18 protein-coding genes and 1 pseudogene are annotated in these 22,916 nt (G+C 73.7%); 6 read left to right on the plus strand and 13 right to left on the minus strand.

Translation table 11 applies throughout. The features are described from left to right. The 4 genes from BI06_RS50740 to deoC form a co-directional block, all read right to left on the minus strand. The coding region (locus BI06_RS50740; protein WP_043468402.1) for a hypothetical protein at positions 1 to 241 on the minus strand (241 nt) is incomplete at its 3' end. A 329-nt stretch (positions 242 to 570) separates the two neighbouring features. Beyond that, positions 571 to 1,473: an aldehyde dehydrogenase family protein gene (locus BI06_RS14100; protein ID WP_043468405.1), complete on the minus strand. Its 903-nt coding sequence runs from the start codon at positions 1,471 to 1,473 to the stop codon at positions 571 to 573. After that, a complete protein-coding gene (locus BI06_RS14105; protein ID WP_030393420.1) occupies positions 1,466 to 2,980 on the minus strand; it encodes an aldehyde dehydrogenase family protein in 1,515 nt (504 codons plus the stop codon). Before BI06_RS14105 ends, BI06_RS14100 begins: the two co-directional genes overlap by 8 nt. Positions 2,981 to 2,985: 5 nt before the next feature. Then, positions 2,986 to 3,972, minus strand: coding sequence for a deoxyribose-phosphate aldolase (gene deoC, locus BI06_RS14110; protein WP_030393421.1), 987 nt, complete (start codon positions 3,970 to 3,972; stop codon positions 2,986 to 2,988). 140 nt (positions 3,973 to 4,112) lie between these two features. Here deoC and BI06_RS14115 point away from each other — a divergent pair, with 140 nt between their 5' ends. Next, a complete protein-coding gene (locus BI06_RS14115) occupies positions 4,113 to 4,796 on the plus strand; it encodes a PH domain-containing protein (protein ID WP_030393422.1) in 684 nt (227 codons plus the stop codon). A 72-nt stretch (positions 4,797 to 4,868) separates the two neighbouring features. Here the strand turns inward: BI06_RS14115 and BI06_RS14120 are convergent, their stop codons facing one another. The 3 genes from BI06_RS14120 to BI06_RS14130 form a co-directional block, all read right to left on the minus strand. Further along, positions 4,869 to 6,569, minus strand: a complete 1,701-nt coding sequence (locus tag BI06_RS14120) for a phospho-sugar mutase (RefSeq protein ID WP_043468409.1) — start codon at positions 6,567 to 6,569, stop codon at positions 4,869 to 4,871. A 416-nt stretch (positions 6,570 to 6,985) separates the two neighbouring features. Continuing rightward, positions 6,986 to 7,807, minus strand: a complete 822-nt coding sequence (locus BI06_RS14125) for a purine-nucleoside phosphorylase (protein WP_030393424.1) — start codon at positions 7,805 to 7,807, stop codon at positions 6,986 to 6,988. A 140-nt stretch (positions 7,808 to 7,947) separates the two neighbouring features. Further along, positions 7,948 to 8,385 (minus strand): gamma-glutamylcyclotransferase, encoded by a 438-nt coding sequence (locus BI06_RS14130; RefSeq protein WP_030393425.1) that lies wholly within the window; start codon positions 8,383 to 8,385, stop codon positions 7,948 to 7,950. A gap of 78 nt (positions 8,386 to 8,463) precedes the next feature. Here BI06_RS14130 and BI06_RS14135 point away from each other — a divergent pair, with 78 nt between their 5' ends. Together BI06_RS14135 and BI06_RS14140 are read left to right on the plus strand one after the other, a co-directional pair. After that, positions 8,464 to 9,918 (plus strand): NAD(P)H-quinone dehydrogenase, encoded by a 1,455-nt coding sequence (locus tag BI06_RS14135; protein WP_030393426.1) that lies wholly within the window; start codon positions 8,464 to 8,466, stop codon positions 9,916 to 9,918. 236 nt (positions 9,919 to 10,154) lie between these two features. Beyond that, on the plus strand, positions 10,155 to 11,123 hold the full coding sequence (locus BI06_RS14140) for a DeoR/GlpR family DNA-binding transcription regulator (RefSeq protein WP_030393427.1): 969 nt from the start codon (positions 10,155 to 10,157) through the stop codon (positions 11,121 to 11,123). 211 nt (positions 11,124 to 11,334) lie between these two features. Here the strand turns inward: BI06_RS14140 and BI06_RS14145 are convergent, their stop codons facing one another. The 6 genes from BI06_RS14145 to BI06_RS14165 all read right to left on the minus strand — a co-directional run bounded on the left by BI06_RS14145 (position 11,335) and on the right by BI06_RS14165 (position 17,701). Continuing rightward, entirely contained in the window at positions 11,335 to 13,107 is a 1,773-nt protein-coding gene (locus tag BI06_RS14145; protein ID WP_030393428.1) for a biotin carboxylase N-terminal domain-containing protein, read from the minus strand. A gap of 251 nt (positions 13,108 to 13,358) precedes the next feature. Then, positions 13,359 to 14,234: a hypothetical protein gene (locus BI06_RS14150; protein WP_063794967.1), complete on the minus strand. Its 876-nt coding sequence runs from the start codon at positions 14,232 to 14,234 to the stop codon at positions 13,359 to 13,361. A gap of 353 nt (positions 14,235 to 14,587) precedes the next feature. Further along, positions 14,588 to 15,187, minus strand: a complete 600-nt coding sequence (locus BI06_RS14155) for a nucleoside triphosphate pyrophosphatase (protein ID WP_030393430.1) — start codon at positions 15,185 to 15,187, stop codon at positions 14,588 to 14,590. A gap of 44 nt (positions 15,188 to 15,231) precedes the next feature. Continuing rightward, positions 15,232 to 15,357, minus strand: a complete 126-nt coding sequence (mmpB, locus tag BI06_RS54685; RefSeq protein WP_255360215.1) for a morphogenic membrane protein MmpB — start codon at positions 15,355 to 15,357, stop codon at positions 15,232 to 15,234. 497 nt (positions 15,358 to 15,854) lie between these two features. Continuing rightward, positions 15,855 to 16,076: an acyl-CoA carboxylase subunit epsilon gene (locus BI06_RS14160; protein WP_030393431.1), complete on the minus strand. Its 222-nt coding sequence runs from the start codon at positions 16,074 to 16,076 to the stop codon at positions 15,855 to 15,857. Between the two features lie 35 nt (positions 16,077 to 16,111). Next, on the minus strand, positions 16,112 to 17,701 hold the full coding sequence (locus BI06_RS14165; protein WP_030393432.1) for an acyl-CoA carboxylase subunit beta: 1,590 nt from the start codon (positions 17,699 to 17,701) through the stop codon (positions 16,112 to 16,114). 255 nt (positions 17,702 to 17,956) lie between these two features. Between BI06_RS14165 and BI06_RS14170 the strand changes: the two genes are divergently transcribed. From BI06_RS14170 to BI06_RS53545, 3 genes and pseudogenes are all read left to right on the plus strand, one after another. Next, on the plus strand, positions 17,957 to 18,856 hold the full coding sequence (locus BI06_RS14170) for a biotin--[acetyl-CoA-carboxylase] ligase (RefSeq protein WP_051741015.1): 900 nt from the start codon (positions 17,957 to 17,959) through the stop codon (positions 18,854 to 18,856). A 328-nt stretch (positions 18,857 to 19,184) separates the two neighbouring features. Beyond that, positions 19,185 to 20,363, plus strand: coding sequence for an adenylate/guanylate cyclase domain-containing protein (locus BI06_RS14175; RefSeq protein WP_369826118.1), 1,179 nt, complete (start codon positions 19,185 to 19,187; stop codon positions 20,361 to 20,363). Between the two features lie 527 nt (positions 20,364 to 20,890). Beyond that, positions 20,891 to 22,027 (plus strand): annotated as a pseudogene (locus BI06_RS53545) (diguanylate cyclase domain-containing protein); the annotation flags it as partial. Positions 22,028 to 22,916 lie beyond the last annotated feature (889 nt).

Genomic DNA, 22,916 nt, shown 5'->3' on the forward strand with positions numbered 1-22,916 from the left:
GGCCGGGGGCGGTGAAGGCGGCGGTCGGGGCGCCGGGGGCGATCCGCAGCTTTCCGGCGACGTAGCCGGGCCGCCCGCCGGTGCTGTCGCCGGGCGCGGCAGGGCCGTGGGAGGTACGGGCCGAGCAGGGGATCCGGACCGGCCGCCCGGCGGCCAGCCGGCGCTCGGCGCGGGCCACCCGCAGCGTGCGCAGGAAGCCGTCCGCGACCAGTGCCATCAGCTCGCCGGCCAGCTCTCCCATGGACCTTCTCCCCCTCGGTGCGCGGTGTTGCCCCAGTCTGCGCGGCCGGCCCCGGGCGCGGGCAGCGTCGAACGGCTCGACCCGGCGCGACGAAAGTCGACGGCGGAGGCGGCGGAGGCCGCGGAGGACGGCGGAGGCCGCCGAGGACGGCGGAGGCCGCCGAGGACGGCCCCGGGAAGTACGACGGACCCGCGCCAGGGGGGGGAGAGGCGCGGGTCCGTCCTGTGACCGTCCGGGCCCTGGGGGGGTGAGGGCACGGGGGACGGCCAGTCTGTGGAGTTGTCACCGACTCGCGGTCACGGAGCGTAGCAGCTCCGGGGGTCCGTAGGTCAGATACCCATCGGGTGCCAGACCGTCTTGGTCTCCAGGAACGAGAGTAGCCGGTCCGTTCCGGGAGCATTGGTCCAGTCCTGGGCGAACGGGTCCGGTTCCGGTCGGATCACCCTCTTCAGGGTATCCGCGGCCAGTGCTTCCAGCCCGCCCGCCGCGCCGGGACCGTCGGCGGCGATCGCGCCGGTCAGGTCCAGCGCGTTGACGTCCTGGTGCGAGGCCAGGGTCGGCGCGATGTCGGCGGTCCGGCCGGACAGGATGTTGACCACGCCGCCGGGGACGTCCGAGGTGGCCAGCACCTCGCCCAGGGACAGCGCGGGCAGCGGCGCGTCGGCCGCGGCCGCCACCACCACGGTGTTGCCCGTGGCGACGGCCGGGGCGATCACCGAGACCAGGCCGAGCAGCGAGTGACCGTAACCGGCCTGCGGCGCGACGATCCCGATCACGCCGGTCGGCTCCGGGGTGGAGAGGTTGAAGAACGGACCGGCGACCGGGTTGGCGCCGCCCGCGATCTGGGCCACCTTGTCGGTCCAGCCCGCGTACCAGACCCAGCGGTCGATCGCGGCGTCCACCAGGGCGGCGGCCTTCTTGGCGCCGACGCCCTCGGAGAGCGCCACCTCGGCGGCGAACTGCTCCCGCCGGCCCTGCAGCATCTCGGCGACCCGGTACAGCACCTGGCCGCGGTTGTACGCGGTGGTGCCGGACCAGCCCTTGACCGCCGCGCGGGCGGCGACGACCGCGTCGCGGGCGTCCTTGCGGGTGCCGAGCGGCGCGTTGGCCAGCCACTCGCCCTTCGCGTCCGTCACCTCGTACACCCGCCCGCTCTCGGAGCGCGGGAACTTCCCGCCGACGTACAGCTTGTAGGTCTTGAGGACATCAAGACGGCTCACGACATCAGACATCGAGGTAGGCCTCCAGACCGTGCCGGCCACCCTCGCGGCCGTAGCCCGACTCCTTGTAGCCGCCGAACGGCGAGGTCGGGTCGAACTTGTTGAAGGTGTTGGCCCAGACCACACCGGCCCGGAGCCTGCTCGCCGTCCAGAGGATGCGCGAGCCCTTCTCCGTCCAGATGCCGGCGGAGAGGCCGTACGGGGTGTTGTTGGCCTTCGCGACCGCCTCGTCGGGGGTGCGGAAGGTCAGCACCGACAGCACCGGGCCGAAGATCTCCTCCTGGGCGATCCGGTGGGCCTGGCTGACGCCGGTGAACAGCGTCGGCCGGAACCAGAAGCCGGTGCCCGGCAGCTCGCACGCGGGCGACCAGCGCTCGGCGCCCTCGGCCTCGCCGGCGTCGGTCAGCGCGGTGATCCGGGCCAGCTGCTCGGCGGAGTTGATCGCGCCGATGTCGGTGTTCTTGTCCAGCGGGTCGCCGACCCGCAGGGTGCCCATCCGGCGCTTCAGCGCGTCCAGCAGCTCGTCCTGGACCGACTCCTGGACCAGCAGGCGCGAACCCGCGCAGCAGACGTGGCCCTGGTTGAAGAAGATGCCGTTGACGATGCCCTCGACGGCCTGGTCGATCGGCGCGTCGTCGAAGACGATGTTGGCGGCCTTGCCGCCCAGCTCCAGCGAGAGCTTCTTGCGGGTGCCGGCCACCTGCTTGGCGATCGCCCGGCCGACCGGGGTGGAGCCGGTGAACGCGACCTTGTTGACGTCCGGGTGCGCGGTGAGCGCCGCACCCGTGCTGCCGTCACCGGTGACGATGTTGACGACGCCCTTCGGCAGACCCGCCTGGCGGCAGATCTCGGCGAAGCGCAGCGCGGTCAGCGGGGTGGTCTCGGCCGGCTTCAGCACGACCGTGTTGCCGGTGGCCAGCGCCGGGGCGATCTTCCACGCCAGCATCAGCAGCGGGAAGTTCCACGGGATGACCTGGCCGGCCACGCCCAGCGGCTTCGGGTTCGGGCCGTAGCCGGCGAAGTCCAGCTTGTCGGCCCAGCCCGCGTAGTAGAAGAAGTGGGCGGCGACCAGCGGCAGGTCGACGTCGCGGGTCTCGCGGATCGGCTTGCCGTTGTCGATCGACTCCAGCACGGCCAGCTCGCGGCTGCGCTCCTGGATGATCCGGGCGATCCGGAACAGGTACTTGGCGCGCTCGCTGCCCGGCAGCGCCGACCAGTCGGTGAAGGCGGCCCGGGCGGCGGCGACCGCGCGGTCCACGTCCTCGGCGGTGCCCCGGGCGAACTCGGCGAGCACCTGCTCGGTGGCCGGGTTGACCGTCTTCAGCGCCTCGCTGCCGGAGGAGTCGACGAACTGGCCGCCGATGAAGTGGCCGTAGGAGCTGGCGATGTCGCCGGCCGCGGCGGGCGACTCGGGGGCCGGGGCGTAGCCGAAGAGGCCGCCCGCCGGCTTGCCGGCCGGCTCCGCCGGGGCCTGCGGCGCGGCCGCGGGCGCTTCGGTCTTCTTGGTGTTCTTGGCCATGATTCTCAGTCCACCGTCACGTAGTCGGGACCGGAGTACCGTCCGGTGGTCAGCTTCTGGCGCTGCATCAGCAGGTCGTTGAGCAGGCTGGAGGCGCCGAAGCGGAACCAGTGCGGGCTCAGCCAGTCGTCGCCGAGGGTCTCGTTGACCATCACCAGGTACTTCATCGCGTCCTTGGTGGTCTTGATCCCGCCGGCTGGCTTCACACCGACCTGGACGCCGGTGGCGGCGCGGAAGTCGCGGACCGCCTCCAGCATCAGCAGGGTGACGGGCGGGGTCGCGTTGACGGCGACCTTGCCGGTCGAGGTCTTGATGAAGTCGGCGCCGGCCAGCATCGCCAGCCAGGAGACGCGGCGCACGTTGTCGTACGTCTGCAGCTCGCCGGTCTCGAAGATCACCTTGAGGTGGGCGTAGCTGCCGTCGGGGCGGCGGCAGGCCTCCTTGACGGCGACGATCTCGTTGTACACGTCCAGGTAGCGGCCGGAGAGGAAGGCGCCCCGGTCGATCACCATGTCGATCTCGTCGGCGCCGGCGGCGACCGCGTCCGCGGTGTCGGCGAGCTTGACCGGGAGCGCGGCGCGCCCGGCGGGGAAGGCGGTGGCGACGGAGGCGACCTGGATGTCGGTGCCCCGGAGCGCCGCCTTCGCGGTGGCGACCATGTCCGGGTAGACACAGATCGCCGCGACGCGGGGGGTGGTCGGGTCGGTGGGATCGGGGGTCCTGCCCTTGGTGCACAGAGCGCGCACCTTGCCGACCGTGTCCGCGCCTTCCAGCGTGGTCAGGTCGATCATCGAGATGGCCAGGTCGATGGCGTACGCCTTGGCCGTGGTCTTGATCGACCGGGTCCCGAGAGTGGCGGCGCGCGCCTCCAGGCCGACCTGGTCGACACCGGGCAGGCCGTGCAGGAAGCGACGGAGCGAGGCCTCGGACGCCGCGACGTCCTCGAGACCGCTGCCCGCGACGCCGGGGGCATTGGCTGCAAGAGTGGACATAGTCACCACACCAGCATATCTACGCGCGTAGTCAATCGCCAGAGGCACCACGCATCGATGCCGGACCGAGATCTCCGCGCCCCGGGAACCCCAACCGTCACCCCTGTGGATCGCGCGGGCCATGGGGCAGAATCGTCGACATGACCGAATCCCACGGCGAGCCCCGACCGGGCCCGGCCGGTTCCGATGGGGAGCCGGTGTACGCCGACCGCGTGTACCGCTCCGTTCCCGGCGTGATCTCCGGGGTGCTGTTGCTGGCCGTCGCGGCCTGGCTGATCGGGGACGCGGCCCTCAACGGCAGCGGCAAGACGCCGTGGGTGGCGCTGGCCGCCGTACCGGTGTTCGCCTTCCCGGTGATCGCCTACACCCTGCGCCCGGCCGTCCGGGCCGACGAGCGCCGCCTGGTCGTCCGCAACCCGCTGCGCACGATCACCGCGCCCTGGGCCGCCGTGGACGCGCTGCGCGCCGGGTACTCGGTCGAACTCCTCGCCGAGGGCAAGAAGTACCAGGTGTGGGCGGTGCCGGTGTCGCTGCGCCAGCGCAAGCGCGCCGCCCGGGCCCGCGAGCGCGGCGGGCAGGTGCACACCTCCCGGCTGGGCATGGTGTTCGGCGCGGCCGGTACGCCGTCCGGGGTCGGGGTCCAGGGCTCCTCGGACCCGAACCGGGCCTGGTCCGACCAGGTGGTCGGCGTCCTCCAGGACATGGCGGAGCGCAACGCCCCCCGTCCCGACGCGGCCGGGCCGGTCGTGGTCCGCTGGTGCTGGTGGATCATCGCCCCCACCGTGGCCGGTCTGATCGCCCTGATCACCGTGATCGCGGTCTGACCCGCCCGCGTCCGCACGCACGCGGAGGGCCCGCCGGCACTGCCGGCGGGCCCTCCGTCGTTCCCGGGGGTGTCAGCCGTCGATGCCGGCGGCGGCCGCGAGGTCCCGCTTGACGGTGGCGAGCAGCTCGGCGGCCCGGGTGCGGGCGTCCGCGAGGTGGGCGGCCGAGGCGACCGGGAGGACGACCTCCAGGTAGCACTTCAGCTTGGGCTCGGTGCCCGAGGGGCGGACCACGATCCGCGCCGAGCGGACGGCGTCGCCCGCCAGGAAGTAGCGCAGGCCGTCGGTCGGCGGCAGCTCGGCGGACCCGGCGGTGAGGTCGTCGGCGCGGGTCACGGCGAGCCCGGCCAGGGTCGTCGGCGGCCGCTCGCGCAGGGTGCGCATGGCGTCGGCGATGACCGAGAGGTCCTCGACCCGGACGGACAGCTGGTCGGTGGCGTGCAGGCCGTGCTCCAGCGCCAGGTCGTCCAGCAGGTCGGTCAGGGTGCGGCCGGAGCGCTTGAGGGTGGCGGCGAGCTCGGCGACCAGCAGGGCGGCGGTGATGCCGTCCTTGTCGCGCACGCCCTGCGGGTCGACGCAGTAGCCGAGCGCCTCCTCGTAGCCGTAGCGCAGGCCCCCGGCGCGGGAGATCCACTTGAAGCCGGTGAGGGTCTCGGCGTAGTCGAGCCCGGCGGCCTCGGCGATCCGGCCGAGCAGGGTGGAGGAGACGATGGTGGTGGCGAAGGTGCCGGCGGCCCGCTTGGAGACCAGCGCGGCGCCCAGCAGCGCGCCGACCTCGTCGCCGCGCAGCATCCGCCAGCCGTCCCCGCCCTCGGCCGGGACGGCCACCGCGCAGCGGTCGGCGTCCGGGTCGTTGGCGATGACGATGTCCGGGCCGGCCGCGGCGGCGGTGCGGAAGGCGAGGTCCATCGCCCCCGGCTCCTCCGGGTTGGGGAAGGCGACGGTCGGGAAGTCCGGGTCCGGCTCGGCCTGCTCGGCGACCACGGTGGGCGCCGGGAAGCCGGCCCGCTCCATGGCGGCCAGGAAGGTGTCGCGCCCGACGCCGTGCATCGGGGTGTAGACGATGTCGAGGTCCCGCGGGCTGTGCGGGTCGACGATCGACGCGGCGCGGTCGAGGTAGGCCTCGACGACGGACTCGTCCACCGTCTCCCAGCCGTCCGCGGCGAGCGGGACCTCGGTCAGAGAGCCGATCGCGTCGATCTCGGCGGCGATGCCCGCGTCCGCCGGCGGCACGATCTGCGAGCCGTCGCCCAGGTAGACCTTGTAGCCGTTGTCCTGCGGCGGGTTGTGGCTGGCGGTGACGGTCACACCGGCGGCGGCGCCGAGGTGGCGGACCGCGAAGGCGAGCACCGGGGTGGGCAGCGGGCGCGGGAACAGCAGCGCGCGCAGGCCGGCGCCGACCACCACGGCGGCGGTGTCGCGGGCGAAGTCGTAGGACTTGTGGCGGGCGTCGTAGCCGATCACGACCAGGTCGCCGAGGCCCTGCCGCTTGACGTAGGCGACCAGGCCGGCGGCGGCCCGGATCACCACGGCGCGGTTCATCCGCATCGGCCCGGCGCCGAGCTCGCCGCGCAGGCCGGCGGTGCCGAACTGGAGGCGGTCGGCGAAGCGGTCGGCCAGCTCGGACCAGGCGAGCTTGGCGTTGGCGTCGGCGTCCGGGGTCTCGGCGTCGGCGAGCAGCGCGGCGAGCTCCTCGCGGGTCTGCGGGTCCGGGTCCTCGGCGAGCCAGGTGCGGGCCCGGGCGAGGAGGTCGGTGGTGGTTGCCTGCGTCATGGCTGCAGCTCCATCGGGAAGTGCGTCGGTGGTCGGCCGGGAGGTTGCTCCGGACGGGCCGGACCGGGCCCAGCGGGTCGGGCGGGTCGGTCGGCGGCGGCCGGAGGGTGCCGCGGGGCGTCCTCGGACGGGGACGCCGGGCGCGGGACGGGACGTGGTGGCTCGGACGGGCGTACCGGCGGTGCGGGTTCCTGCGGGGTCGTGCGGGGCTCACGGGGTGGTGCGGGCCCGTCGGACGGGCGGTGCGGGGAGGTGCGGGACGAAACGTACGGCGCGCCGGCGGCGGGCCGCGGTGTCCGGCGCCCCCGGGCGGCGGCGTGTCGGGCCCGGGCACGCGGACGGGGCCCGCGGGCGGCTGTGATCACCGGATCACGTCCGTCCGCGGGCCCCGTCGCTCATGCGCTGTCGCCCCGGCGTCAGATCCGCTCGAGGACCTTGGCCAGCAGCGCGCCCATCCGCTCGGCGGAGGCCTTGCCGGCCTCCAGCACCTCGGCGTGGTTGAGCGGCTCGCCGGTCATGCCGGCGGCCAGGTTGGTGACCAGGGAGATGCCCAGCACCTCGGCGCCGGCCTCGCGGGCCGCGATGGCCTCCAGCGTGGTGGACATGCCGACCAGCTCGCCGCCGATCACCCGGGCCATGTTGACCTCGGCCGGGGTCTCGTAGTGCGGGCCGCGGAACTGGACGTAGACGGCCTCGTCCAGGGTCGGGTCCACCTCGCGGCAGAGCTCGCGCAGCCGCTTGGAGTAGAGGTCGGTGAGGTCGACGAAGTTGGCGCCGACGATCGGCGAGTCCGCCGTCAGGTTGATGTGGTCGCTGATCAGGACCGGCTGGCCGGGGACCCAGGTCGGGCGCAGACCGCCGCAGCCGTTGGTCAGCACGATGGTCCCGCAGCCGGCCGCGGCGGCGGTGCGCACGCCGTGGACGACGGTGGCGACCCCGTGGCCCTCGTAGTAGTGGTTGCGGCCCAGGAAGATCAGGGCCCGCTTCTCACCGATCCGCACCGAGCGGATCGTGCCGGCGTGACCGGCCACGGCGGGGGCGGGGAAGCCCGGGAGGTCGGTGACCGGGAACTCCGCCACGGTCTCGCCGAGGGCGTCGGCGGCCGGCACCCAGCCGGAGCCCATCACCAGGGCGACGTCGTGGCGCTCGGCACCGGTCAGCTCGCGCAGGCGCTCGGCGGCGGCCTGGGCGGCGGCGTAGGGGTCGGCGGAGACGACCGACTGAGGAGATGCGTTCACACGTCCGAGGATAGACGGGAAATGGCTACGCGCGTAGAAAATCCTGGTACGACGTGCCGGATCGTTACCCGGATGGCGTGAACGTACAGCTCCGGGGCGGCCGAACCGCGCCGCGACCCGGAGCATTCTCCAAAGAGGTCTCAGCAGGGACGGCGGCGCAGGTCCAGCACGTAGTCGTCGGGGGCGCCGGCGCTCTCCGCCGCGTCCGCGATCAGGCCCAGGTAGCGGGCCGCCGGCAGGCCGCCCTCGTAGTCGTTGAGCACGTACGTCCAGACCGGCACGTCGCCGTCCAGGGTCTGCGCCCGGAGCCGGGTCTTGCGGTAAATCCCGAGCTGGACGCCCTCCCAGCGGTCCAGCCCCTCCTCGTCCATCGGCGACACGTCGTACAGCGAGACGAAGACCTGGTCCTTCTCGTCCTCCACCACGGTGGCCAGCGAGCCCTCCCAGCCGAGGTGCTCGCCGCCGAAGGTCAGCCGCCAGCCGGACAGCCAGCCCGTGCCGCGCAGTGGCGAGTGCGGGGCGCGGCGGGTCATCTGCCGGGCATCGAGGTTGGTGGCATACGCGGCGTAAAGGGGCATGGGGCGAAGCCTACGTTCACCGGCCGATCCGACAGAAGCCCCGACCCCGGCGTGGCAGTGCTCCCGGCGTGCGGGACAATGGGTGACGTGACTCGGATCGTGATCATCGGTGGCGGACCAGGCGGCTACGAGGCGGCGCTCGTCGCGGCCCAGCTCGGCGCGGAGGTGACCGTCGTCGACCGCGACGGTCTGGGCGGATCGGCGGTGCTCACGGACTGCGTGCCGTCGAAGACGCTGATCGCGACGGCGGAGGTGATGACGACCTTCGACAGCTCGTACGAGGAGCTGGGCATCATCGTCGCCGACGACACCCCGCACATCGACAGCCCGGCCCGGGTCGTCGGTGTCGACCTCGGCAAGGTCAACCGCCGGGTGAAGCGCCTCGCCATCGCGCAGTCCCACGACATCACCCAGTCCGTCACCCGGGCCGGCGTCACCGTGCTGCGCGGCCGCGGCCGGCTGGGCGCCGGCGGGCAGGCCGTGGACGGCTCCCGCGAGGTGCTGGTCGACGCCCCCGACGGCAGCGTGCAGTCCCTGCGCGCCGACGCGGTGCTGATCGCCACCGGCGCCCACCCGCGCGAGCTCCCCGACGCCCAGCCGGACGGCGAGCGGATCCTGACCTGGACCCAGGTGTACGACCTGGACGAGCTGCCCCGCGAGCTGATCGTCGTCGGCTCCGGCGTCACCGGCGCCGAGTTCGCCGGCGCCTACCAGGCGCTCGGCTCCAGGGTCACCCTGGTCTCCTCGCGCGACCGGGTGCTGCCGGGCGAGGACCCGGACGCCGCCGAGGTGCTGGAGGAGGTCTTCCGCCGCCGCGGCATGAACGTGATGAGCCGCTCCCGCGCCGAGACGGTCAAGCGCATCGGTGACACGGTCGAGGTCACCCTCTCCGACGGCACCGTGATCGAGGGCACCCACTGCCTGATGGCGGTCGGCTCGATCCCCAACACCGCGGAGATGGGCCTGGAGGAGGCCGGGGTCAAGCTCAACGACTGGGGCCAGATCCAGGTCGACCGGGTGTCGCGCACCTCCGCGCCCGGCGTCTACGCGGCCGGCGACTGCACCGGCGTCTTCATGCTCGCCTCGGTCGCCGCCATGCAGGGCCGGATCGCGATGTACCACGCGCTCGGCGACGCGGTGCAGCCGCTGAACCTCAAGACCGTGGCCTCCAACGTCTTCACCGACCCCGAGATCGCCACCGTCGGCTACACCGCGGCCGACGTGAAGTGCGGCAAGATGGACGCGGTCGAGGTCAAGCTCCCGCTGCGCGGCAACCCGCGCGCCAAGATGCAGGGCATCCGGGACGGCTTCGTGAAGCTCTTCTGCCGCCCCGGCACCGGCATCGTGGTCGGCGGCGTGGTCGTCGCCCCGCGGGCCAGTGAACTGATCCACCCGATCGCGCTCGCGGTGGACGCCAATCTGACGGTCGAACAGGTGGCCAGCGCCTTCACCGTCTACCCGTCGGTCTCCGGCTCCACCGCCGAGGCCGCCCGCCAGCTCCACATCCGCAAGCGGGACGCGGGCGAATCCTGAGCCTCCGGTAGCGAGTTGAGGGCGGTCGCCGTTCGGCGGCCGCCCTTCGCGCGTCCGGGGGTGTCACCCGGACGGCGGGCGCAGCCCCGGCGTACCGGCGGCGCGAATTGTACGGTCACGCGCCGCTCGGGCGTGAGCAATTCCCGCTACTAGCAGCAAACGCCTGAAAGCAGACGGTCACGCAGGTTACCGTCGGTTCTGTGTTTGCAGCAGAACGTCGCCAGTTGATCCTCGAAATGGTGCGCGCCAACGGAGCCGTCTCGCTCCGGGAGTTGGCCCGCGTCGTCCAGACCTCCGAAGTGACCGTGCGCCGCGACGTACGGGCCTTGGAGGCAGAAGGGCTCCTCGACCGCCGGCACGGCGGCGCGGTGCTCCCCGGCGGCTTCAGCCGCGAACCCGGCTATCCGCAGAAGACCCACCTCTCCGCCGCCGAGAAGAGCGCCATCGCCGATCTCGCTGCCGGACTGGTGGAGGAGGGCGACGCCGTGGTGGTCGGCGCCGGCACCACCACCCAGGAACTCGCCCGCCGACTCGCCCGGGTGCCCGGGCTGACGGTGGTCACCAACTCCCTCCTCGTCGCCCAGGCGTTGGCGCACGCCAACCGGGTCGAGGTGGTGATGACCGGCGGCACCCTGCGCGGCTCCAACTACGCCCTGGTCGGCAGCGGTGCCGAACAGTCGCTGCACGGACTGCGGGTCACCAAGGCCTTCGTCTCGGGCAGCGGGCTCACCGCCGAGCGCGGACTCTCGACCACGAACATGCTCTCCGCGAGCGTGGACCGGGCACTGGTGCAGTCGGCCGCCGAGGTGATCATCCTCGCCGACCACACCAAGCTCGGCGCGGACACCATGTTCCAGACCGTCCCCACCGAGACCATCACCCGGCTGGTCACCGACGAGCACGCCACCGCGGACGACGCCACCGCCCGCGAACTGGACGCGCTCGCCGACTGCGGGGTGCAGATCGACCTCGCCCCGCTCGGCGCCCCGCCGACCGGGGACGCCCCGGTCCACGGCACCGGCAGCGGCCCCGTCCACCAGACCCAGCCCGGCCCGCTGGCCCGCCGCAGCGCGCCGCCGCCCGGCGGCGCCCCGCTGCCCGGCCAACGGCGGCCCGGCACCCACGGCGGTCCCGGCGGACCGGGCGGGCCCGGTGGGCCGCTGCCGGTCAGACTCGCCGAACTGGGCCTGCCGCGCGGGCGCTGAGGCCCGCGCGCCGGCTCGCCGCTCCGCCGTGCGACCGCACCACCGTTCCGCAGCATGACCGCATCGCCGCATCAGCGCATCGCCGCATGACTGCTCCGCAGCATGGCCGCACCACCGCATCACCGCAGCACCGCCGAAAACGTGACCGGTCCGCACACCCGAAGGTGTACGGACCGGCGGCGGACCTGTCAGTGCCCGATCGGGCCCCGACTCAGTCCTTGATCTCGCAGAGCGCCGCGCCGCTGGAGACGCTCGCACCCACCTCGGCCTTGAGGCCGACGATCGTGCCCGCCTTGTGCGCGTTCAGCGGCTGCTCCATCTTCATCGCCTCCAGGACGACGATCAGCTCGCCCTCGGCGACGACCTGACCCTCCTCCACCGCGACCTTCACGATGGTGCCCTGCATCGGCGAGGCCAGCGTGTCACCGCTGACCGCCGAACCGGCCTTCTTGGCACCGACCCGGCGCTTGGCCTTGGCGGCCCCCGCACCGGCCGCCGGAGCGGCGGCGACACCCAGCGAGGACGGCAGCGAGACCTCGATCCGCTTGCCGCCGACCTCGACGACCACGGTCTCCCGGCCCTCCGCCTCCTCGCCCTCGCCGGCCGCACCGGCGAACGCGGGAATCGTGTTGTCGAAGTCGGTCTCGATCCACCGGGTGTAGACCGTGAACGGCCCCTCGCTGCCGTGCACCTCGGGCGCGAACGCCGGGTCGGTCACGACCGCCTGGTGGAACGGGATGGCCGTCGCCATGCCCTCGACCTTGAACTCGGCCAGCGCACGCCGCGCCCGCTCCAGCGCCTGCTTGCGGTCCCGGCCGGACACGATCAGCTTGGCCAGCAGCGAGTCCCAGGCCGGGCCGATGACCGAACCGCTCTCCACGCCGGAGTCCAGCCGGACACCCGGGCCCGACGGCGGCGCGAACAGCGTCACCGTGCCCGGCGCGGGCAGGAAGTTGCGGCCCGGGTCCTCACCGTTGATACGGAACTCGAAGGAGTGACCCCGCACCTCCGGGTCGCCGTAACCGAGCTCCTCGCCGTCCGCGATCCGGAACATCTCCCGGACCAGGTCGATCCCGGTGACCTCCTCGGTGACCGGGTGCTCGACCTGCAGACGGGTGTTGACCTCCAGGAAGGAGATCGTGCCGTCCATCGCCACCAGGAACTCGCAGGTCCCGGCGCCCTCGTAGCCGGCCTCCTTGAGGATGGCCTTCGACGCCCGGTACAGCTCGGCGTTCTGCTCGGGGGTCAGGAACGGCGCGGGCGCCTCCTCGACCAGCTTCTGGTGCCGGCGCTGCAGCGAGCAGTCACGGGTGGACACGACCACCACGTTGCCGTGCTTGTCCGCGAGGCACTGGGTCTCGACGTGCCGCGGGTTGTCCAGGTAGCGCTCGACGAAGCACTCGCCGCGACCGAAGGCGGCGACCGCCTCCCGGACCGCCGAGTCGTACAGCTCCGGGATCTCCTCCAGGTTGCGGGCGACCTTGAGGCCGCGACCGCCGCCGCCGAAGGCCGCCTTGATGGCGACCGGCAGACCGTGCTCCTGGGCGAAGGCGACGATCTCCTCGGCACCCGAGACCGGGTCCGGCGTACCGGCGACCAGCGGGGCACCGGCGCGCTGCGCCACGTGCCGGGCGGTCACCTTGTCACCCAGGTCGCGGATGGCCTGCGGGGGCGGGCCGATCCAGGTGAGGCCCGCGTCGAGCACGGCCTGGGCGAAGTCGGCATTCTCCGACAGGAAGCCGTAGCCGGGGTGGACGGCGTCCGCACCCGAGTCGGCGGCGGCCTGGAGGACCTTGGCGATGTCCAGGTAGCTGGTGCCGGGGGTGTCGCCGCCCAGCGCATAAGCCTCGTCGGCCGCGCGGACGTGCAGCGCATCCCGGTCCGGCTCGGCGTAGACGGCGACGCTGGCAATACCGGCGTCCGAGCAGGCCCGGGCGACGCGGACAGCGATTTCCCCGCGGTTGGCGATGAGCACCTTGCGCACTGTGGCTCCCTTCTTGAACCTCGTTGAGTTTATGGATTCCTGGGCAGTACCGGCGAGTAGCCCCAGGTTGTGAACTATCCCACACAGAGGGTGATGCGCCCGGGCGGGCGGTGGGCGGCCCGACGGGAGTATGTGCAGGTGATGGCGCATACGGCCTGGGTGGTGCGGCGACTGCGCTCGGTGACGGGGCGGCGTGGCGGCGCGATGGGTCCGGCGGGCCGGGTGGCACCTGCCGGCGGCGCGCGTGCCGTTCAAGGAATGGGGGCGGATGCGGGGGCCTGGCCGGGAGTCGGGTCGGGGGTCGGTGCGGGTGTCGTTGCGTGCGCGACCGAGGGGGTGCCCGCGGGTGCGACCGCGGGCGTGGTTCCGGGGGTGGTTCCGGCGATGGTGTCCGGACCGCCCGGAGGCGTCGGCGCGCGCTCCAGGGCCAGGGCGGTGACGTCGGCGACCTGCTCGACCACGTCCGGGCCGTAGGCGCCCGGGTTGACCACCTTGAGCAGCAGGGCGAAGGTGCCGTCCGTGCCGTACCGGCGGACCAGCCGGCGGTGGTGGGCGACCAGGTGGCGGACGCCGGCGTGGTTGGCGATGCCGGTCTGGCCGGAGATCAGGAAGACCGGGCGGCCGTGCCCCGGTGTGGCCAGCCGGGCGAGCAGGACGTACTCGCCGGCCCGGAGGTCGGCGGCGTACGACCGGCCGCCGATGGTGATGCTGTTGTCCCGCGCCACCCGGTCGTCGGAGATCACGACCCCCGGCAGGCCCCAGGCCAGGTGGGCGGCCATCCGCTCGTTGGAGACGGGGCCGCCGAAGCAGAACTCGGTCTTGGCGCCGAGGCCGCGCGGGGCGGCGTCGTGCGCGACCAGGTCGGTGTGCGCGCCGCACTCCTTCACCAGGGCGGCCAGTTCCATCAGCGCGTAGGCGTCGCGCCGGGTGACCGTCCGGGGGTGCGCGCCGGTGCCGATGCTGCGGTTGACCACGATCAGGCACTCGCTGCCGGCGGGCAGGCCGAGGAAGTCCCTGGTCCGTTCCAGCCGGCGTCTTCGGCGCAGGCTCTGGCCGAGCCAGCCGAGGACAGCACTGATCGCGCTGGCCACCAGGCCCAGCAGGACGTTGAGCAGACTGTCGGTCATCCGCTCGCCATCTCCCCCGTCGGTTTGGAGCGTCGGCGCCGTCCGGGCGCTCCTCTAGCGTGCATCACATCGGATTGTCGGCGGGGCAGATGGCGACAATTGTGCCGCTCTTTGGCGCGTGGGCGACGCCCCGGCGGCGCTCCGGTGGCCGACTTCCGGCGCGTGGGGGAGCCCCGCCGCGGCTGCGCCCGCGGTGTGCGCGGGCCCGTCGTACGCGCAGGGTCCGGTGCGGGGGCGGGGCTTGCGTGCCGGTGCGGGCCCGGCACGCCGGTGCCGGTCGCCGCCTGTGCGGATCGCCGGATGGGTGCGTCGCCGGGTGGGTGCGTCGCCGGGTGTGCGCGTCGGCCGACCCGTCAGACCCAGAGGTCGGTGATCCGCACGCCGAGCTCGGTGAGCAGTCCGCGCAGCAGTGGCAGCGAGAGCCCGATGACATTGCCCGGGTCGCCGTCGATGCCCTCGACGAACGGGGCCGAACGGCCGTCCAGGGTGAACGCCCCGGCCACGTGCAGCGGCTCACCGGTCGCGATGTACGCGGCGACCTCGGCGTCGTCCGGGGTGCCGAAGCGGACGGTGGTGGAGGCGGTGGCGGAGGCCTGCCGGCCGGTGGTGGTGTCGATCACGCAGTGGCCGGTGCGCAGCACGCCGGCCCGGCCGCGCATGGCCTGCCAGCGGGCCAGCGCCTCGGCCTCGTCGGCGGGCTTGCCGAGAGCCTGGCCGTCCAGCTCCAGCACCGAGTCGCAGCCGATCACCAGTTCGCCCTCGGTGAGGGTGGCGGCGACGGCCTTGGCCTTGGCCTCGGCGAGCACGAGGGCGAGTTCGGCGGGGGTGGCGGCGGTGATGGCGTCCTCGTCGACGCCGCTGACCACCACGCGCGGGTCGAGGCCCGCCTGACGCAGCAGCCCGAGCCGGGCGGGGGAGGCGGAGGCGAGCACGAGGGAGCGACGGTCGGTCATGCCACCAGGGTAGAGGGCTGCTCCGGGCGGTCGTTCTGCGGTCGTCAGACCATCAGCAGGACGGCGATCACCAGGGCGAGGACGGCGAGCACATGACCGGCCCGGTGCAGCCGCCGCTGCATGCGCCGGGCTTCCGGGGAGGGCTCGTCGCGGGGGTCTGACCAGAGCATCGTTCCAGGGTGCGCCCCCGCTCGGCGGGGCGCCTGAGTATCCGTACTCAGCTTTCGGGGCAATCCGGGCTCTGCGCGGCGTGCTCCTTCCTGCCGCATTTTGCAAAGTGGGCACTTTGCAAAATGCGGGCACTGAGCGGTGGTGGCACGGGTGGTCGCTCGGTGGTCGCACCGTGGAAGTTCGGATCTTGCCTGGTGAGCGACCGTTGCGGGGCCCGCTCCGCCCGGGCGGAGCGGGCCCCGTGGGTGCGTGCACTTTGCAAAGTGCCGACTTTGCAAAGTGCACGAACGGCGGAACGACACGGGGGCGGCACCGGGAACGGGACTGGGAACGGGACTGGGAACGGGAACCGGACCAGAAGCACGAACGGCCGTGGCAGCGGCACCGGAAACAGGAACGGCCGCTCGGCACTGCGCGCTGCAGTGCCGAGCGGCCGTTCCCACCGGCTCCGGTGCCGCCGTGGCGGCACCGGAGCCGGTCGGTGCCGAGCGGTGGGCTAACCGGCCCAGCCGGAGGTGCGCCAGGCGTTGACGCCGGGGCGCGGGGTCGCGCGCAGCCGGCGCGCGCGGTCGTTCCAGGCGGAGTCCGGGCCGTCGCCCGCGCGGCGGGCCGCCTCGGCGGCGGCCTGCGCGGCGGCGGCCCGGGACTGGACCACCGCCAGGACGGTGGCCAGCTCCTCGGGGGTCGGCTGCCCGTGCAGCACATGGATCGGGGCCATGCTCAATCCTCTCGCGTTCCTCCTGGGAGGAGCCACTACAGCGGAATGTTGCCGTGCTTCTTCGGCGGCAGCACCTCGCGCTTGCCGCGCAGCGCGCGCAGACCGCGGACGATGTGCCGGCGGGTCTCGCTGGGCGCGATCACCGCGTCCACGTAGCCGCGCTCGGCCGCCAGGTACGGGTTGAGCAGGGTGTCCTCGTAGGAGGCGATCAGCTCGGCCCGCTTCTCGTCGGCGAGGCCGGCCGCGTCGGCCTCGGCGATCTCCCGCCGGTGCAGGATGTTGACCGCGCCCTGCGCGCCCATCACGGCGATCTGCGCGGTCGGCCAGGCCAGGTTGAGGTCGGCGCCGAGGTGCTTGGAGCCCATGACGTCGTACGCGCCGCCGAAGGCCTTGCGGGTGATCACGGTGATCAGCGGGACGGTCGCCTCGGCGTAGGCGTAGATCAGCTTGGCGCCGCGGCGGATGATGCCGTCCCACTCCTGCTCGGTGCCGGGCAGGAAGCCGGGCACGTCGACGAAGGTGATGACGGGGATGTTGAAGGAGTCGCAGGTGCGGATGAACCGCGCGGCCTTCTCGCTGGCGGCGATGTCCAGGCAGCCCGCCAGGTCCATCGGCTGGTTGCCGACGATGCCGACCGGGTGGCCCTCGACCCGGCCGAAGCCGGTGATGATGTTGCCGGCGTAGAGCGGCTGGGTCTCCAGGAACTCGCCGTCGTCGAGGACGTGCTCGATCACGTGGTGCATGTCGTACGGCTGGTTCGCCGAGTCCGGCACCAGGGTGTCGAGTTCGAGGTCCTCGTCGGTGACGGACAGGTCCGCCTCCTCGGGGAAGGCCGGCGGGTCGGAGAGGTTGTTGGAGGGCAGGTACGAGAGCAGGCTCTTGACGTACTCGATCGCCTCCTTCTCGTCCGCCGCCAGGTAGTGCGCGTTGCCGGACTTGGTGTTGTGGGTGCGCGCGCCGCCCAGCTCCTCCATGCCGACGTCCTCGCCGGTGACGGTCTTGATCACGTCGGGGCCGGTGATGAACATGTGCGAGGTCTGATCGGCCATCACCACGAAGTCGGTGATCGCGGGGGAGTAGACCGCGCCGCCCGCGCAGGGGCCCATGATCAGCGAGATCTGCGGGATCACCCCGGAGGCGTGCACATTGCGGCGGAAGATCTCGCCGTACAGGCCGAGCGAGACGACGCCCTCCTGGATCCGGGCGCCGCCGGAGTCGTTGATGCCGATGACCGGGCAGCCGGTCTTCAGCGCGAAGTCCATGACCTTGACGATCTTCTCGCCGAAGACCTCGCCGAGCGAGCCGCCGAAGACCGTGAAGTCCTGCGCGAACACCGCGACCTGACGGCCGTCCACGGTGCCGTAGCCGGTGACCACGCCGTCGCCGTACGGCCGGTTCTTCTCCTGGCCGAAGTTGATCGAGCGGTGCCGGGCGAACTCGTCGAACTCGACGAAGGAGTCCTCGTCCAGCAGTTCCACGACGCGCTCGCGGGCCGTCAGCTTGCCCTTGGCGTGCTGCTTCTCGACCGCCTTGGCGGAGCCGGAGTGCACCGCCTCGTCGATCCTGCGCCGGAGGTCGGCGAGCTTGCCGGCGGTGGTGTGCGGGTCGTGCGACGCCTCGGTCATTCCGGTGGCTCTCCCTGATCCTGGGCCGCGACCTGTTTTCGGTGGCGCGGGCCGGGTGGGGGCGGCGCGGACGAGGGGTGCAGGGCGGCACAACGAACTACCGTTGGGTAGCGTAGCCAGCGCGGAGGGTCCGACGTAATGTCCGGCGGTTATGGTCAGCGCCACAGTGTCGTCGGTGCCCGTTCTGGGGGACGATGGGACGGCGTACGGCCTCCCGGCCGGTGCCGGCCGCGGTGTCCGCCTAGGGTGAGCCGCATGACCTCCGACACCCCCCGCCGCAGTGGACTGCGCGGACTCGGCCACGCCGGACCGTCGCCGTGGACCGACCTCGACCGCCCGCCGCTGGACGCCGCCACGCTCCGCCGGGACCTGGTGCGCCCCGGTGGGCTCTGGACCTCGCTGGACGTCGTCGAGGAGACCGGCTCCACCAACACCGACCTCGCCGCCCGGGCCCGCGCGGGCGCGCCGCAGGGGGCGGTGCTGATCGCCGAGTCGCAGAGCTCCGGCCGCGGCCGGCTGGAACGGCAGTGGACCGCGCCCGCCCGCTCCGGCCTCTTCCTCTCCCTCCTGCTTCGCCCGGACGAGGTACCCGTCGAACGGTACGGCTGGTTGCCGATCCTGGTCGGCGTCGCCGCCGCGAGCACCCTGAGCCGGGTCGCCGAGGTCGAGGTCGGCCTGAAGTGGCCCAACGACCTCCAGGTGGAGGTCGACGGCGCGGAGCGCAAGATCGGCGGCATCCTGACCGAGCTGGGCGGCGGGGCGGTGGTCGCCGGACTGGGCCTCAACGTGTCGCTGCGGGCCGCCGAACTGCCCGTCCCCACCGCCGCCTCGCTGGCCCTGGCCGGTGCCGCCGTCACCGACCGGACCACCCTGCTGCGCGCGCTGCTGCGCGAGTTCGCCGAGCTGTACGGGGAGTGGACGGCCGCCGGCGGGGACCCGCACACCAGCGGCCTGCTGCGCGCGTACGCGCAGCGCTGCACCACGCTGGGCCGCCCGGTGAAGGTGCTGCTGCCCGGCGACCGGGAACTGATCGGCGAGGCGGTCGCGGTGGACGGGTCCGGGCAGCTGGTGGTCCGTACCCCGGACGGGGGCCGGCGGGCGGTCGGCGCGGGGGACGTCGTCCATGTGCGCCCGGAGCCGCCCGACGGGCGGTAGAACGGGCTCGTCCGGGCGGTCCTGCGGGCGGTCGTAGGCGTGGCCGTAAGGCAGCGGAACGGCCCGGGCGCGGCGGCGCGGGGCGGCACCGGCCGGGGCGTGCGCCGTCCCCGTGCCGTCCCCGTGCCGCCCCCGTGCCGGACCCTGCGCCGGACGGGTCGCGCGCCGTGCGCCGGGCGGGTCACCGTGCCTCCCCTTACCTCCCCTTGACTCGGGCGGATGCCCCGGATCGCGCGATTCCGTGCGAACATTCCACCTGGCAGCAGTGTGAGGCGCGCCACTGCCCGAACGGGGGCGGCCGCGCCCGCACTGGCACGACACGAGGCGAGTGCGGCGACCGCACGGGGACGGACCGGTGGCAGAGGACGGCAGCAACGGCGGCGGCAACGGCGCCGACGGCAACGGCGGCCCGGCGGGCTCCGACGACCAGACCGTCGCCCTCGACCTCGAACGCCTGATCCTGGACGCGCCACGCCGCTACACCCCGTACCAGGCCGCGCGGGCCGCCGACGTCCCGATGGAACTGGCCACCCGCTTCTGGCGGGCGATGGGCTTCCCGGACATCGGCCAGTCCAGGGCGCTGACCGACGGCGACGTGATCGCGCTGCGCCGACTGGCGGGCCTGGTCGAGTCGGGCCTGCTGAGCGAGTCGATGGCGATCCAGGTGGCCCGGTCCACGGGGCAGACCACGGCCCGGCTCGCGGGCTGGCAGATGGACACCTTCCTGGAGAACCTCACCCAGTCCGTCGAGCCCGGTCTCACCCGGGCCGATGTCGCCTACCCGCTGGTCGAGCTGCTGCTGCCGGAGCTGGAGCAGTTCCTGGTGTACGTCTGGCGCCGGCAGCTGGCGGCCGTCACCGGCCGGGTGGTGCAGGCCGCCGAGGACAACGAGATCACCAGCGGCCGGCTCGCGGTGGGCTTCGCCGACCTGGTCGGCTTCACCCGGCTGTCCCGGCGGCTGGAGGAGGAGGAGCTCGGCGAGCTGGTCGAGACCTTCGAGAACACCTGTTCCGACCTGATCGTGGGCCGGGGCGGCCGGGTGATCAAGACGCTCGGCGACGAGATCCTGTTCGTCTCCGAGGATCCGGTGATCGCGGCCGGGATCGCGCTCAGCCTGATCGAGGCGCTGGCCGAGGACGACACCATCCCCGCCCTGCGGGTCGGCATGGCCTTCGGCACGGTCACCTCGCGGATGGGCGACGTGTTCGGCACCACGGTGAACCTGGCCAGCCGGCTCACCTCGATCGCGCCCAAGGACGCGGTGCTGATCGACGGCGAGTTCGCGGCCGCGCTGGAGCAGTACGGCAGTGTGGCGCCGCCCGGCGAGGACGGGTCCGGGCTGGCCGACGCCCTGTCGGTGGCCGCGGGGCTGCCGCCCACCGGGCAGCACGGACCGCTGCCGGACGCGGGGCACCGGTTCAATCTGCAGCCGATGTGGCGCCGCCCGGTGCGGGGGCTCGGGCTGGTCGAGCCGTGGCTGCTCTCCCGGCGGCCGCACAGCGAGTAGCGCGCGGCCCTCCCGGCCGGTCGCCGATCCCGTCACCCTCTTCTGCCCTTTCCTGCCCCGTCCCTGCCCTGTCCTGCGCTGCGGCGCCGTCCGACGGGTGGCCCGTCGCGCCACGCCGAACGGTTGAAGGCCGCGCGGTCCGGCGAATCCCGACTCCCAAACGGGGCATAACCGAACGAAACCGCCATAGTCTTGGTGCAGGCGCTCCGGTCCGGGCGGCCGGAGTGGCGAACCGTCGGGCGGGTAACCGATGTCGGACGGGTAGGACCTTCGGGAGCCTTCGGTGGTCATGCCGGCACGGACGGTGCGGGCACGGCGGTCGTCCGCCGACCATCAGGAGGACCGGGTACAGGGAACGAGGCGAGCCGGTGAGCAGTGAGGCGATCATGACGGACCGCGACTGCGACCGGACGCGGCAGCCTGCGGCCGCCGCGTCGGTGCCCCCCGTTCCCGGGGTGCCCGGCACCCCCGTCGGCGGTGCGGCCACCGACGCGCGGCTGACGGCCGTGGTCGAGCTCGCCCAGGACATGGCCGGGGCGCTCACCCCGCTGGAGGCCGTCCGGGCCGCCGCCGCCCGTGCCACCGGGGCACTCGACGCCGCCATGGCCGCCGTCTCGGTCTGGGACCGCGAGTCCGGCCGGCTGCGGGTCCTGGTCAACCACGGCGAGCTCTCCCCCGGGGAGGAGGAGCTGCCCGAGGACGAGTCCTACCCGGTCGCCGACTTCCCCGAGATCGTCACCTACCTGGAGGAGCGCTGGACCACCGGCCGGCTGCCGCGCGCCTGGGTGCAGACCGCCGACAACTCCCAGCCGCACGCCGGTCACGCCCACCCGACCGCCGGCGCGTACTGCCAGGAGCGCGCCGCCGCGCTGCGCCGGCGCGGCCGGGCCTGCTGCGTGGTCGCGCCGATCGTGCTGCACGGGCAGGCCTGGGGCGAGCTCTACCTGGCCCGGACCGCCGGGGCGGCCGAGTTCACCGAGGCCGACGCCGACTACGCGACCCTGCTCGCCGCCCAGATCTCGGCCGGCCTCGCCCAGACCGAGCGCCTCGCCGACCTGCGCAAGCTCGCCTTCTCCGATCCGCTCACCGGCCTCGCCAACCGGCGCGCGGTGGACGCCCGGCTGGAGAGCGCGCTGGCCGCCCACAACCGGGACAACACCGTGGTGTCCCTGGTGGTCTGCGACGTCAACGGCCTCAAGCGGGTCAACGACCAGCTGGGGCACGAGGTGGGCGACCGGCTGCTGGAACGCTTCGCCCACCAGCTGTCCCTGGCCGCCGCGAAACTTCCCGGGAGCCTCGCGGCGCGGCTCGGCGGCGACGAGTTCTGCCTGCTCGTCGAGGGCCGCAAGTCGGACGAGGTGGTCGCCGTCGCCGAGGAGCTGTGCGCGCGGGCGCTGGCCCTGGCCGACGGCGAGGGCGTCGCCTGCGGGGTCGCCTCCACCGGGGACTCCATCGGCCCCGTCACCACCCCCGACCGGCTCTTCCGGCTCGCCGACGCCGCCCAGTACCGGGCCAAGGCCGCCCGCGCCGCGCACCCGGTGGTGGCCGGCCGCAGCCACGGGCCCGGCTTCGCGCCCGACCCGACGGTGCTGCTCGCGGACGCCGCCGACCCGCAGTACCGCACCGACGGGCGCCCCCGGTCCGGCGGCCGGGCCGGTACCGGCGACCGCCGGCGGTTCCGCGGCGCCGCGCACAGTGCCGACCCCGGGCAACTGCTCACGGCGGTGCTCGCCGCGCTCGACCGGCAGGGCACCGCCCGCGCCGTCCACCCGGCCGACACCATGGGCAAGCTCGCCGTGGTCGCCGAGACCACGGCCCGGCTGCTGGACGCGGTCGGCTGGTGGATCTCCTACGTGCCGCCCGGGTCGCAGCTGATGCACACCGCGCGGCACGCCGTCTACCGGATGACCAGCGGGCCGAGCAGCACCCGGGCGGAGACCCAGCGCGCCCAGATCGAGGCCCCGGACGCCGTCTTCGACCTCCGCCACTACCCGCTGACCCGGACCGCCGTGCGCGGCGGCGCCTTCGCGCTGCGCGCCGGGGCGGCGGGCAACGACCCGGCGGAGGAGGCCATGCTGGTGGTCTCCGGCTACCGCGGCATGGTCGCGGCCGGCGGCCAGAACCCGGCGGGCGGCTGGCTCCTCGAACTCTTCGCCGACGACGCGACCCTCCCGCTCGGCCAGGTCGCCTCCGCCCTCCGCGCCCTCGTCGCCGTCGCCCTCGCCGGCCCCGCCTCCCCGCCGGGCGTCTGACTCCAGGGGCGAGTGCCGGGACCCGGGTGCGCGGGGGAGTGTGGTGCTTCGGTGACCGGTTGGTTCCGAGCCGGTCGCGGTCCGGTCCTGGGGGTGGGCGGGGAGGGGCGGGCGTGGGATGGTGTCGGCGGTCGGCGGGCCGTCGGGGTCGCGCCGGATCGATGACGGGGGTTGATTCCTGTGCGTGCTCGGGTGACGGGCCTGGTGCTCTCCGCGGTGCTCGCGTTCGGCGGGACGGCGTTGGCGGCCGCGCCGGCGGCCTCGGCCGCTCCGACGGTTTCGGTGGTTTCGGCGGCCCCGG

Source organism: Kitasatospora sp. MBT66 (genome assembly GCF_000710405.2).
Classification (GTDB): Bacteria; Actinomycetota; Actinomycetes; order Streptomycetales; family Streptomycetaceae; genus Kitasatospora; species Kitasatospora purpeofusca.

Excerpts from the sequence above, each read along its gene's own strand:
- BI06_RS14100 (WP_043468405.1), bottom strand. The coding sequence starts at position 1,473 with ATGTCTGATGTCGTGAGCCGTCTTGATGTCCTCAAGACCTACAAGCTG.
- BI06_RS14105 (WP_030393420.1), bottom strand. The coding sequence starts at position 2,980 with ATGGCCAAGAACACCAAGAAGACCGAAGCGCCCGCGGCCGCGCCGCAG.
- deoC (WP_030393421.1), bottom strand. The coding sequence starts at position 3,972 with ATGTCCACTCTTGCAGCCAATGCCCCCGGCGTCGCGGGCAGCGGTCTC.
- BI06_RS14115 (WP_030393422.1), top strand. The coding sequence starts at position 4,113 with ATGACCGAATCCCACGGCGAGCCCCGACCGGGCCCGGCCGGTTCCGAT.
- BI06_RS14120 (WP_043468409.1), bottom strand. The coding sequence starts at position 6,569 with ATGACGCAGGCAACCACCACCGACCTCCTCGCCCGGGCCCGCACCTGG.
- BI06_RS14130 (WP_030393425.1), bottom strand. The coding sequence starts at position 8,385 with ATGCCCCTTTACGCCGCGTATGCCACCAACCTCGATGCCCGGCAGATG.
- BI06_RS14135 (WP_030393426.1), top strand. The coding sequence starts at position 8,464 with ATGGGTGACGTGACTCGGATCGTGATCATCGGTGGCGGACCAGGCGGC.
- BI06_RS14140 (WP_030393427.1), top strand. The coding sequence starts at position 10,155 with ATGGTGCGCGCCAACGGAGCCGTCTCGCTCCGGGAGTTGGCCCGCGTC.
- BI06_RS14150 (WP_063794967.1), bottom strand. The coding sequence starts at position 14,234 with ATGACCGACAGTCTGCTCAACGTCCTGCTGGGCCTGGTGGCCAGCGCG.
- BI06_RS14155 (WP_030393430.1), bottom strand. The coding sequence starts at position 15,187 with ATGACCGACCGTCGCTCCCTCGTGCTCGCCTCCGCCTCCCCCGCCCGG.
- mmpB (WP_255360215.1), bottom strand. The coding sequence starts at position 15,357 with ATGCTCTGGTCAGACCCCCGCGACGAGCCCTCCCCGGAAGCCCGGCGC.
- BI06_RS14160 (WP_030393431.1), bottom strand. The coding sequence starts at position 16,076 with ATGGCCCCGATCCATGTGCTGCACGGGCAGCCGACCCCCGAGGAGCTG.
- BI06_RS14165 (WP_030393432.1), bottom strand. The coding sequence starts at position 17,701 with ATGACCGAGGCGTCGCACGACCCGCACACCACCGCCGGCAAGCTCGCC.
- BI06_RS14170 (WP_051741015.1), top strand. The coding sequence starts at position 17,957 with ATGACCTCCGACACCCCCCGCCGCAGTGGACTGCGCGGACTCGGCCAC.